At 68.8% G+C, this 11,701-nt stretch carries 11 protein-coding genes; 5 read left to right on the forward strand and 6 right to left on the reverse strand.

The genetic code is table 11. The features are described from left to right. From G539_RS0113810 to G539_RS0113830, 5 genes are all read right to left on the reverse strand, one after another. Complete coding sequence (locus G539_RS0113810) at positions 1–486, reverse strand: F0F1 ATP synthase subunit B family protein (RefSeq protein WP_029075719.1); 486 nt, start codon at positions 484–486, stop codon at positions 1–3. A 10-nt stretch (positions 487–496) separates the two neighbouring features. Then, positions 497–1,102, reverse strand: a complete 606-nt coding sequence (locus G539_RS0113815) for a F0F1 ATP synthase subunit B (RefSeq protein ID WP_029075720.1) — start codon at positions 1,100–1,102, stop codon at positions 497–499. Positions 1,103–1,194: 92 nt separating this feature from the next. Then, positions 1,195–1,422: a F0F1 ATP synthase subunit C gene (locus G539_RS0113820; protein WP_018182554.1), complete on the reverse strand. Its 228-nt coding sequence runs from the start codon at positions 1,420–1,422 to the stop codon at positions 1,195–1,197. A gap of 63 nt (positions 1,423–1,485) precedes the next feature. Then, the gene (locus tag G539_RS0113825; RefSeq protein ID WP_029075721.1) at positions 1,486–2,238 is read right to left on the reverse strand and encodes a F0F1 ATP synthase subunit A; all 753 of its coding nucleotides are present in this window, start codon (positions 2,236–2,238) and stop codon (positions 1,486–1,488) included. A 56-nt stretch (positions 2,239–2,294) separates the two neighbouring features. Next, positions 2,295–2,687, reverse strand: a complete 393-nt coding sequence (locus G539_RS0113830; protein ID WP_029075722.1) for an AtpZ/AtpI family protein — start codon at positions 2,685–2,687, stop codon at positions 2,295–2,297. 228 nt (positions 2,688–2,915) lie between these two features. Between G539_RS0113830 and G539_RS0113835 the strand changes: the two genes are divergently transcribed. The 3 genes from G539_RS0113835 to smc all read left to right on the forward strand — a co-directional run bounded on the left by G539_RS0113835 (position 2,916) and on the right by smc (position 7,785). Beyond that, a complete protein-coding gene (locus G539_RS0113835; protein WP_029075723.1) occupies positions 2,916–3,422 on the forward strand; it encodes a DUF721 domain-containing protein in 507 nt (168 codons plus the stop codon). 118 nt (positions 3,423–3,540) lie between these two features. Beyond that, on the forward strand, positions 3,541–4,179 hold the full coding sequence (locus G539_RS0113840) for a DsbA family protein (protein WP_029075724.1): 639 nt from the start codon (positions 3,541–3,543) through the stop codon (positions 4,177–4,179). 144 nt (positions 4,180–4,323) lie between these two features. After that, positions 4,324–7,785 carry a chromosome segregation protein SMC gene (smc, locus tag G539_RS0113845; RefSeq protein WP_029075725.1) on the forward strand — a complete coding sequence of 1,154 codons (3,462 nt, stop codon included), beginning with the start codon at positions 4,324–4,326 and terminating at the stop codon, positions 7,783–7,785. Positions 7,786–7,836: 51 nt separating this feature from the next. Here smc and G539_RS0113850 read toward each other — a convergent pair whose 3' ends face one another. Further along, positions 7,837–8,655, reverse strand: a complete 819-nt coding sequence (locus G539_RS0113850) for a class I SAM-dependent methyltransferase (RefSeq protein WP_035831374.1) — start codon at positions 8,653–8,655, stop codon at positions 7,837–7,839. Positions 8,656–8,900: 245 nt separating this feature from the next. On the opposite strand from G539_RS0113850, the gene G539_RS24815 reads away from it, so the two are divergent. Together G539_RS24815 and mutY are read left to right on the forward strand one after the other, a co-directional pair. Beyond that, complete coding sequence (locus G539_RS24815; RefSeq protein WP_051231384.1) at positions 8,901–10,562, forward strand: ABC-F family ATP-binding cassette domain-containing protein; 1,662 nt, start codon at positions 8,901–8,903, stop codon at positions 10,560–10,562. 8 nt (positions 10,563–10,570) lie between these two features. Then, a complete protein-coding gene (mutY, locus tag G539_RS0113860) occupies positions 10,571–11,677 on the forward strand; it encodes an A/G-specific adenine glycosylase (protein WP_029075727.1) in 1,107 nt (368 codons plus the stop codon). The last annotated feature ends 24 nt before the right edge of the window (positions 11,678–11,701 follow it).

Genomic DNA, 11,701 nt, shown 5'->3' on the forward strand with positions numbered 1-11,701 from the left:
TCAGTTGAGGCGCTTCTTGACGTCGTCGATCGCGGAAGCGACCAGGTCGGCGCCGGCAGCGCCGGAAAGCTTGGCCGCGAGGATCTTCTCGGCCGCGGCGATCGACACGTCGGCCGACAGCGCCTTCACTTCCTGCAGAGCCTGGTGCTCGGCCTGGACGATCTTCTCCTCGGCCATCTTGGTGCGACGGGAGACATAGTCCTCCATCTCGGCCTTGGCGGCGTCGGCAAGAGCGGCCGCCTCGCGGTGGGCCTTCTCGACGATGGTCTGCGCCTCGGCCTCGGCCTCGCGCGCACGCTTCTGATAGTCGGCGAGCAGCGCCGCGGCTTCCTCGCGCAGACGCTTGGCGTCGTCGAGGTCCTTGGCGATGCTGGCGGCGCGGTTGTCGAGCGCCTTACCGATCTTGGTGTGCAGGCCGATATAGGCGAGCAGCACGAAGAAGAGGATCAGGCCGACAAGGGCGAAAAAGGAAGCATCGAACTGCATGATCTTGCCCTTACTTCGCCGCCACGGCGGAGACGGCCTTGGCCACCTCGTCCTGGCTCGGTTGCTGTCCGCTCAGCGCCGCGACGACGGCGGCTGCCGTTTCCTCGGCGATGGCGTTGACGTCGCCAAGGGCCTTGGCCTTGATCTCGCCGATGCGAGCCTCGGCGGTCTCGAGCTTCGCGGCGAGCGAGCCCTCGATGTCGGCGCGCTTCTTGGCGGCGTCGGCCTTGGCCGCGTCCGTGCTGGCCTGGGCGATGGAATGAGCGGAGGCGCGCGCGTCGGCGAGAGCCTTCTCATAGGTGCCGAGGGCCTTGTCGGACTCGACCCGGAGGCGCTGGGCCTCCTCGAGATCGCCGGCGATCCGCGATGCGCGGCCTTCGACGATCGTGCTGAGGCGCGGCACGAGAACCCGCTTCATCAGCAGATAGAGCAGGCCGAAGAAGATCACATACCAGAGGATCTGCGACGGATACTTCTGCGTGTCGAAGGGCGGGAAGACTGCCTTCCCTCCTGCCTCGTGCCCGACCTCGGTATGCGTCTCAGTCGGCGCCGCCGGAACGGCAGGGGCCGGCGTTGCGGCATCCTGGGCATTGGCAGGCGAGATGAACCAAGTCATCGAAGACCCCAGATCGTAGAATAAAACACATGCGACGGCACGAGGCCGCCGCATGGGGCTTCACCCGGCCGCCTTGCGGCGGCCTAGAAGGATCAGACCACGAAGAGCAGGAGCAGAGCGACCAGCAGCGAGAAGATGCCGAGCGCTTCCGTCACCGCGAAGCCGAGGATCAGGCGACCGAACTGGCCGTCGGCGGCCGACGGGTTGCGCAGCGCGCCCGAGAGGTAGTTCGAGAAGATGTTGCCGAGGGCGAGAGCCGTACCGGCCATGCCGAAGCAGGCAAGACCAGCACCGATGAACTTCGCAGCTTCCGCTTCCATTTTAATGCTCCTTGAGGACGTAATTTCGGGTTGGAAGGAGGTGTAACTTCGCCGACCTGATGATCAATGCCCGGGATGAAGGGCGTCGTTCAGATACATGCAGGTAAGGACCGTGAAGATGTAGGCCTGCAGGAATGCGACCAGGAATTCGAGGGCCGTGATGCCGACCGTCATGACCAGCGGCAGGATGGCGCCGCCGACGCCGATGGCGCCGAGGCCGGCCATGCTCGCCACGAAGCCGGCGAACACCTTCAGGGTGATGTGACCGGCAAGCATGTTGCCGAAGAGACGGACGGAGAGGCTGATCGGACGCGAGAGGAACGAGATGACCTCGATCGTCGTCACCAGCGGGAGCACGGCGGCGGGGACGCCATGCGGCACGAACAGGCCGAGAAAGCCGAAGCCGTGCCGGTAGAAGCCGTAGCCGACCACCGTCAGCATCACCGTCATCGACAGCAGGAAGGTGACGATGATCTGGCTCGTCGCCGTCATGAAGTAGGGGAACATTCCGAAGAAGTTCGCCACCAGGATGAAGGAGAACAGCGAGAACACCAGCGGGAAGAAGCGCATGCCTTCCTTGCCGGCGCTCGATCGCAGCGTGTTGGCGACGAACTCGTAGGACAGCTCAGCCACCGACTGCAGGCGGCCGGGAATCAGGCTGTTCTTGGAGGTCGCGACATAGAGGAAGCCGGCGATGATCGCGACGGTCGCTCCCATCGCGAAGGCGGAGTTGGTGAAATGGAATTCCGTGTTCCCGAGCGTGCCGATCGGGAAGAATTCCTGGATTTGAAACTGATGGATCGGATCGTTAGCCACCGAGCCCGCCTTCTTCGCCTGAGTTCTGACCGAGGCCTATGCCACGACCTTGAAACCTACTTCGCCTTGTTGCGCCGGGACACCTGACGGGCCTCGGGCTGCGCGACCTTGCCGATCGATCGCAGGACGTTAAGAACACCTGCGACGAAGCCGAGCAAGAGGAGAATGATCATTCCCCACGGCGACGTGCCGAGCCAGCGATCGACCAGCCAGCCGAGGCCGGCGCCGACCATCACCCCCGAAACGAACTCGCTGACGACCCGCAAGGCAACGCTCATACCCTGAGCATTGACCCGCACAGAGGGGTCATCCGCATTCGCCCGCTTCGCATCGCCATGAGCCTTGTCGAGCTTCTGGCTGAGTGCACGCAACCTTTCGGACAACGCGGCTTCGTCCTCGGCCATGCGCCTGATCTTCTCTTCGTCACTCGGCGAACCCGTGTCGCGCATCGCGTCATCCTTGCCAAGTGACGACAGAGCCTCTCAAAGCTCTTGCCGCCCCGAAACCGCGCGCACCATAGTGAGGCCTCCCCACCGTGTCAAGAAGCCGTAAAGAACGTGTAACCATCTGATTTCGTTTATGAATTCAGAAGCCAAGATGAGACATTTTGGCTCGACGAGCGAATCCGTGGCGAGCGTGGCGTTCACAGGACGCGGCCACCATGCGAGAAGAGCTGCATGAGCGACGATACCAACCGCAAGGTCAACCGCGGCCCCCAGACCATCGGCGCGCTGATCGGCAGCGTGATCGCCCCGGTCTGCGCCAAGCGCGGCTTTGCCACGGCCGACCTGATCGCGGCCTGGTCCGACATCGTCGGGCCGCGCTACGCCACCACCACCATGCCCGAAAAGCTGACCTGGCCGCGGCGCGACCAGGCCAAGGCGCCGGGCGGCGCGACGCTGGTGATCCGGGTCGATTCCGGCATGGCGATCTATCTGCAGCACGAGACCGCCGTGCTGCTCGACCGCATCAACGGCTTCCTCGGCTTCGGCGCCGTGACGCAGCTGAAGATCGTGCAGGGCGTGGTGTCGCAGCCGGCGCCCCGCCGCGTCGCCCCTCCCCCGCTGACGCAGGCCGAGGAGGCGGAGGTCGCCGCCACCGTCGCCTCGGTCGAAAGCGACGGCCTGCGCGAGGCCCTCGCGCGGCTCGGTCGCGGCGTCTATGGTTCCGTCAAGCGTTCGTGACCGTATCGGGGAATCGTCGGCTGACATTCGCCGCAATTGGCCTGATACTTCACGCCGAGCGTTTGAATCGCGTCGGCCGCCCCGTGGGGTTGTGCCCCGCCCAAGGAGAACAGAGACCGTGACGTCCAATCGCAGACAGTTTCTCGGCCAGGTCGGAACCGCTTCGCTCGCCATCGGCGCGCTCGCGCTGCTGCCGCGCACGGCCCAGGCGGCCGAGGCCGTCGATGTCGCGGAGCTGCTGAAGCCCGGCCCGCTCGGTGACAACATCCTCGGCGACGCGAACGCTCCGATCACCGTGGTCGAGTACATGTCGCTGACCTGCTCGCACTGCAAGCACTTCCACGACACCACCTGGAAGCCGCTCAAGGAGAAGTACATCGACACCGGCAAGGTGCGCTTCATCCTGCGCGATTTCCCGCTCGACCCGCTGGCGACCGCCGCGATCATGCTGGCGCACGCCGCCCCGAACGGCAAATTCTTCGAGATGGTCGACCTGCTGTTCGACCAGCAGGAGAAGTGGGCCTTTGTCGACGATCCCGTCAGCGCCCTGCTCGCCATCGCCAAGCAGGTCGGTTTTACACAGGAGACTTTCGAGCTGACCTTGAAAAACCAGGCCCTGCTCGATGGTGTCAACGCAGTGAAGGAGCGGGGCGCGTCGCAGTTCGGCGTCAACTCCACCCCGACCTTCTTTATCAACGGGGCAAGGCATCCGGGTGCGCTCTCCTTCGAGGAAATGGAAAAGCTGCTCGCATCCTGACCGCGCGCGACGCGGCGACCGCGGCCGTCGGGGGGCAGCGCGCCCTGACGGCTGGCACTGTTGCCTATCTACATTGAGTACCCCTCCCCGGTCGGGGCGGGGTTTTGACATGCGTGCAGAATCCCAGAGCGTCGGAGCCGCGTCATGAAATTCACGCGGCTTCGCGTCCACGGCTTCAAGTCCTTCGTCGAAGGCACCGACTTCCTGATCGAGCCGGGCCTGACCGGTGTCGTCGGCCCGAATGGCTGCGGCAAGTCGAACCTCGTCGAGGCGCTGCGCTGGGTGATGGGCGAAAGCTCGTACAAGAACATGCGCGCGTCCGGCATGGACGACGTCATCTTCGCCGGCAGCGGCAAGCGCCCGGCCCGCAATACCGCCGAGGTGACGCTGGTCGTCGACAATCACGACCACAAGGCGCCGGCCGCCTTCAACGACGCCGACGTGCTGGAAGTCACCCGCCGCATCGAGCGCGAATCCGGCTCCGTCTACAAGATCAATGGCAAGGACGTGCGCGCCCGCGACGTCCAGCTGCTCTTCGCCGACGCCTCGACCGGCGCCCGCTCTCCGGCCATGGTCGGCCAGGGCCGGATTGGCGAGCTGATCTCGGCCAAGCCGCAGGCGCGCCGCGCCGTACTCGAGGAAGCCGCCGGCATTTCCGGTCTCTATTCCCGCCGCAACGAGGCGGAGCTGCGCCTGCGCGCGGCCGAGCAGAACCTCGAACGGCTGGAAGACGTGCTCTCCGAGCTGGAGAATCAGCTCGAGGCCCTAAAGCGCCAGGCGCGCCAGGCGAACCGCTACCGCAACCTCTCCGCCGACATCCGCAAGACCGAGGCGACCGTCCTTTACCTGCGCATGCTGGCCGCGAGCGTGCAGACGCGCGAGGCCGAGGCCGCGCTCGCCGCCGCCGGCGAGACGGTGGTGGCGCGCAGCGAGGCGCAGGCCAAGGCGGCGCGCGACCAGGCCGTGGCGGCGAGCGTGCTGCCGGGACTGCGCGACGCCGAATCGGCCGCCGCGGCCGGGCTGCAGCGCATGGTGCTGGCGCGCGACGCGCTCGACAGCGACGAGCGGCGGATGAAGGAGCGGCTGGTCGACCTCGACCGCCGCCTCGCCCAGCTCAACGAGGACATCCAGCGCGAGCAGCGCATGGTGAGCGAAAACGCCGCCATTCTCGAGCGTCTCGACGCCGAGGAGCAGGCGCTCGGCCGCGACGAGCAGACGGCGACCGGCAAGCAGGCCGAGGCCGACGCGGCGCGCGGAAATGCCGAGGCGAAGCTCGCCGACACCGAGCGCAGGCTGGCCGAGGCGACGGCCGCGCACGCGGCCATCGCGGCGCGTCGTTCCGAACTCGAACGCGCCCATCGCGAGGCCGGCGACCGCACGCTGCGCGCGCGCGGGCAGCTGGCCGAGGTCGACCGCGAGCTGATCGCGCTGGTGCGCCAGATCGCGGAGTTGCCGGGCGTGGCGCCGGCGCAGGAGGCGGTCTCGGCTGCCGAAGCGACGATCGCCAAGGCGGACGAGCAGGTGATGGCTGCGGAGGGCCGCGCCATCGCCGCGCGCGAGAGCGAGACCGCCGCGCGGACGCCGCTCGCCGAGGCCGAACGCGCGCTTTCCGGCATCGAGACGGAAGCGCGCACGCTCGCCAAGATCCTCGGCTCCGGCGCGCCGGCCGGCCGACGGCCGCCGCTCCTCGACACGCTTTCCGTCGCCAAGGGCTACGAGGCGGCGCTCGCCGCCGCCTTCGGCGATGCGCTCGACGCCTCCGACGACCGCCAGGTGGCGGCGCACTGGCGCGGCGCCACGCCGCTCGCCGACGATCCGGCGCTGCCCGAGGGCGCCCAGCCGCTGGCGATCAAGGTCAAGGCCCCCGCCCTCCTGGCGCGCGCGCTGGCGCAGGTCGGCATCGTCGCGCGCGCCGATGGCCCCACCCTGCAAAGCCTGCTCAAGACCGGCCAGGTGCTGGTTTCGCGCGAGGGCGACCTCTGGCGCTGGGACGGCTATGTCGCAACCGCCGAGGCGCCGACCGCCGCCGCCATGCGGCTCGCCAACCGCAACCGGCTTGCCGAACTCGAAGATTCCGCGATCGGCGCCAGGGCGTCCGTCGCCGAGCGCCAGGCCGTGCTGGCGCAGGCGGCGCTGGCGGCGCGCGGCGCGCAGGAACAGGAGCGGCTCGCCCGCGAGGCGGCCCGCGCCGCGCAGCGCGCGCTCGACGAGGCCCGCAACCGCCTCGCCGCCGTCGAGCGCGAGGCCGGACGGCTGACCAGTCGCCGCGCGGCGCTGGACGAATCACGCGCCCGCATGGCGTCGACCGTGGAAGAGACGGAGGCGCAGGCCCGCGACGCGGAAGCGGCGCTCGCCGCCGCCGCCGACCCGCTCACCGCGCAGCAGGAAGTGATGATGCTGCGCGGCGCCGTCGCGGAGGATCGCGGCGCGCTGGCCGAGGCGCGCGCGGCGGCCGACGCGCTCATGCGCGAGACCGACGTCCGTCGCCGCCGCCTCGCCGCGATCGCCGGCGAACGGCGGAACTGGCAGGAGCGTGCCGTCAACGCCGACAGCCAGATCCGCATCCTGACCGGCCGCCGCACCGAGATCGAAACGGAACGGGCGGGACATGCCGACGCGCCGGCCGCCTTCGAGCAGAAGCGGCGTGCGCTGCTCTCCGAGATCGACAAGGCGGAAACGGCGCGGCGCGAAGCCGCCGATTCGCTGCGCCAGGCCGAGACGACGCTCGCCGGCTTCGACAAGGCGTCGCAGGACGCGATGACCGCGCTGTCCGAGGCGCGCGAGCAGCGCGGCCGCGGCGAGGAGCGACTGAAGGCAACGCAGGAGCGGCGACTGGAGATCGAGGCTCGCATCCTCGAGATCCTCGATTGCGAGCCGCATGAGGTGATCAAGCAGGCCGAGATCGATCCCTCGGCGCCGATGCCGGATCTCGGCCAGCTCGAAACCCGCCTCGATCGGCTGCGGCAGGAGCGCGAGAAGCTCGGTGGCGTCAATCTGCGCGCCGACGACGAGGCGGTCGAGGTCGCCGCCCGGCGCGAGGCGCTGATCAAGGACCGCGACGACCTGATCGAGGCGATCCGCCGCCTGCGCCAGGGCATCGCCAGTTTGAACCGCGAGGGTCGCGAGCGGCTGCTCGCCGCCTTCGACGTCGTGAACGGCCATTTCCAGCGCCTGTTCACCCATCTCTTCGGCGGCGGCACGGCCGAATTGCAGCTGACCGAATCGGACGATCCGCTCGAGGCCGGGCTCGAGATCATGGCGAGCCCGCCGGGCAAGAAGCCGCAGACCATGACGCTGCTCTCCGGCGGCGAGCAGGCGCTGACGGCGCTGGCGCTGATCTTCGGCGTGTTCCTGACCAACCCGGCGCCGATCTGCGTGCTCGACGAGGTCGACGCACCGCTCGACGACCACAATGTCGAGCGTTTCTGCAACCTGCTCGACGAGATGGCGCGGACGACCGACACCCGCTTCGTGACGATCACCCACAACCCGATCACCATGGCGCGGATGAACCGCCTGTTCGGCGTCACCATGGGCGAGCGCGGCGTCAGCCAGCTGGTGTCGGTGGACCTCGAAACGGCGGAGCAATATCGCGAGGCCGGCTAGAGCGCGGTCCGGCCGCGTCCTCTCCACGCGGCATCCGCTTCGCCCTCGCAGCTATTCCGGCTTCCGGGCCTGATAGACGTAGATCTTCAGGGGCATCTCGCCCGGGTCCGGCCCGAACTCGCGCCGAAGCGCCTCGGCCACCGCCTCGACCAGCGTGTCGGGATCGGTGCCGCCACGGGCACGGATCTCGGCGATGGCGGGATTGCCGTAGACGAGACCATGGGCAAAGGCGCGGGCATCGGGGATCGCTCCCCGCCGCGCCACCTCCGTGACCTCGACATCCTCGAACCCGGCCCCTTCCAGCGAATCGCGGATCGGCGCGATGGCGGCGCAGGAATACGGCACCTTGTAGAATTGCGGCGGATCGCTCGGGAAGAACCCCGCCACCACCTCATAGGCGATGCGGCCGAACGGGTTGTCGTCGAAGCTGCCCCAGACATTGAACAGATAGGTTCCGCCGGGATCGAGGACGCGGAAGACCTCGCGGTTGCAGCGATCCTTGTCGGGGAAGAACATGAAGCCGAACTGGCAGGCGACGGCATCGAAGGATGCGTCGCGGAACGGCAGGACCATGGCGTCGGCTGTCTGGAACTCGACCGCCTCGCCGGGCCCGAACTTCGCCTGCGCCCGCTCCAGCATCGGCGCGTTCAGATCCGTCGCCGTCAGGCGGACGCTGGCGGGCAGCCGGTCGCGCAGGAAGCGGGTCAGGATCCCCGTTCCGGCCGCGATCTCGAGCACGGTTGCCGGGTTGACCGCCTCGACGCGGCGGGCGAGATCGTCGGCATAGCCGGCAAAGATCACGGGGCCGAGCCCCTGATCATAGTGCTCGGGGATGTTGCCGACGAAGCGCGCGTTCTCGCTGCTGCCCATGATCAACCTGAGGTGGTTTGGCATGGAGATAGCGGCGGCGCGAGCCGCGGCAAGCCCTCGCCGCGAGCGGAGCAGAAGCGCGTGAATCAGGCCGGCTTGGCAAACCGGCCCTGGATCCCTATGTTGGCGGCGACCGAAACGAGGAGCATCCCGACAATGAAGCAACAGGCCACCGCAGCGGCGTAACGCCGTCTTTCGCCTGTTCCGCGCCGCCTGAAGGCGCCTGCTTCCTGTCCGGTGTTCTCATGTCTCCTCGATTCGCGTCGCTCGTCGCGCTGCACGACGTTTCCTTCGCCACGCCCGACGGCCGCATCCTCCTCGACCGAATCGATCTTTCCTTCGGCTCCGAACGCACCGGCCTCGTCGGCCGCAACGGCGTCGGCAAGTCGACGCTGCTTGGCCTCGTCACAGGCGCGCTGCAACCGGCCTCCGGCTCCGTCGAGCGCAGCGGCCGGATCGGCATGTTGCGCCAGGACGTGCAGGCCCCAACGAGCCAGACGGTGAGCGAGGCGCTCGGCATCGATGCCGGCCTCGCCCGGCTCGCGCGCATGGAACAGGGCCGTGGCTCGGCCGAGGACGCGGCCGAGGCGGACTGGACGCTCGAGGCGCGGCTTCAGGATTCGCTCGCGACGGTCGATCTCGCCGGTCTCGATCCGGAACGTACGATGGCGAGTCTCAGCGGCGGCCAGAGGACGCGCGTCGCGCTCGCCGCGCTGCTCCTCGCCGAGCCCGACATGCTCTTGCTCGACGAACCCACCAACAATCTCGACGCCGAGGGCCGCGCCGTGGTGGCCCGCATCCTCGCCGGCTGGAAAAAGGGCGCGATCGTCGTCAGCCATGACCGCGCGCTGCTGCGCGACATGGACCGCATCGTCGAGCTCTCGACGCTGGGCGCCCGAATCTATGGCGGCAATTTCGACCTCTATGCCGAGCGCCGCCAGGCCGAGCGCGCCAATGCCGCGCGCGATCTCGACGTCGCGAAGAGCGAAGCCAAGGCGACTGAAAGGCGGATCCAGGCGGCGACGGAACGGCAGCAGAAGCGCGACTCGCGCGGCGCCAAGCAGGGCTCGAAGAACGACCAGCCGAAGATCCTGCTCGACGCGCGGCGCGACCGAAGCGAACGCACCAGCGGGTCGATGGGACAACTGGCGGCGCGCCAGCGCCAGGCGGCCGCGACGACGCTGGCCGAGGCGGAGGCGGAGGTCGAGCGCATCGAGACGTTCGGGATCAAACTGCCGTCGACCGGGTTGCCGGCCGGCCGAACCGTGCTCGCCTTCGACAAGGTGTGGTTTGGCTATGCCGGCCAGCCACTGATTCTCGCCGATCTCAGCCTGACGATATCAGGCCCGGAGCGCATCGCGCTCACCGGGCCGAACGGCACCGGCAAGTCGACCGTGCTGCGGCTTTCGAACGGCGATCTCGCGCCGAGCTGTGGGACGGTCAGCCGGCCGGTCGCCTCGGCCATGCTGGACCAGAGCGTCGGCCTGCTCGATCCCGCCCAGTCGATCCTGGAGAATTTCCGCTGGTTGAACCCGGACGCCGGCATGAACCACGCCCATGCGATGCTGGCGCGCTTCCTGTTCCGCAACCAGGCGGCGCTGAAGCCGGTGCGGGCGCTTTCGGGCGGCGAGATGCTGCGGGCCGGCCTCGCCTGCGTGCTGGGCGGCACAAGGCCCCCGGAACTCCTCATCCTCGACGAGCCGACCAACCATCTCGACCTCGATTCGATCGCAGCGATCGAGGCGGCGCTGGTCGATTTCGACGGCGCCCTGCTGGTCGCCAGCCACGATCCGGACTTCCTCGCCGCGATCGGCGTCACGCGTCGGATCGAGCTGAAGCGGCCCAAGGAAACACCGAATGGGCGACGACCGGCAGATGCTGGCGCGGCATGCGCCTTTGAACCATGATCGCGACCATGATTCAGAGCCCCGCCATTTCACGCGACTTGCCGCCCCGCGCCCCCGACCTCCTCGCCTGGTATGACCGCCACGCCCGCCGGCTCCCCTGGCGGACATCGCCGGCCGAGCGTCGCGCCGGCGTGAAACCCGATCCCTACCGGGTCTGGCTGTCGGAGATCATGCTGCAGCAGACAAACGTGACGACGGTGAAGCCCTATTTCGAGGACTTCCTGGCGCGCTGGCCGACCGTCTCCGACCTCGCCGCGGCTTCGACAGAGGACGTCATGAAGGCCTGGGCCGGGCTCGGCTATTATTCGCGCGCCCGCAACCTGAAGGCCTGTGCCGACACGGTCGTACGCGAGCACGGCGGCCGCTTCCCGGAAAATGCGGCGGGGCTGCGCGACCTGCCCGGCATCGGCGCCTATACCTCGGCGGCGATCGCGGCGATCGCGCATGACGAGCCGGCCGCCGTCGTCGACGGCAATGTCGAGCGCGTGCTGTCCCGCATCTTCGCCGTCGAAACGCCGCTGCCGGCGGCCAAGAAGGAGATCGCCGCGCTGCAGGCGGAGCTGACGCCGGAGCGCCGCGCCGGCGACTATGCGCAGGCGATGATGGATCTCGGCGCGACGCTCTGCACGCCGAAGCGCCCGGCCTGCCCGCTCTGCCCGTGGGAGGCATCCTGCACGGCCCATGCGCGCGGCACCGAGGAGCTCTATCCGCGCAAGGCGGCGAAGGCCGACCGGCCCGAGCGCGCCGGCGCCGCCTTCGTCGCGATCCGCTCCGACGGCGCGATCCTGCTCCGAAAGCGGGCCGAGCGCGGCCTGCTCGGCGGCATGACCGAAGTGCCGGGATCGGATTGGCTCGCCGGACCAGCGCCCGCACCGGGCACCAACGCCGCCCCCTTCCCGGCCGACTGGCGGCGCGTCGCAGCGCCCGTCGTGCATATCTTCACCCATTTCCGCCTGACGCTCGACATCTGGCACGCCAGCCTGCCCGAAGCCCATCCGGCCCCGGCGGATGCCTGGTGGGCGAGCGCACGCGACCTGCCGCACGAGGCGCTGCCGAGCGTGATGAAGAAGGCGATCGAGGCGGCGGCACCCGGAGCGACGCGCAAACGCAGATGACGGCGGGAGGTCCCGCCGCCATCG

It is taken from the genome of Kaistia adipata DSM 17808 (genome assembly GCF_000423225.1).
Taxonomy (GTDB): Bacteria; Pseudomonadota; Alphaproteobacteria; order Rhizobiales; family Kaistiaceae; genus Kaistia; species Kaistia adipata.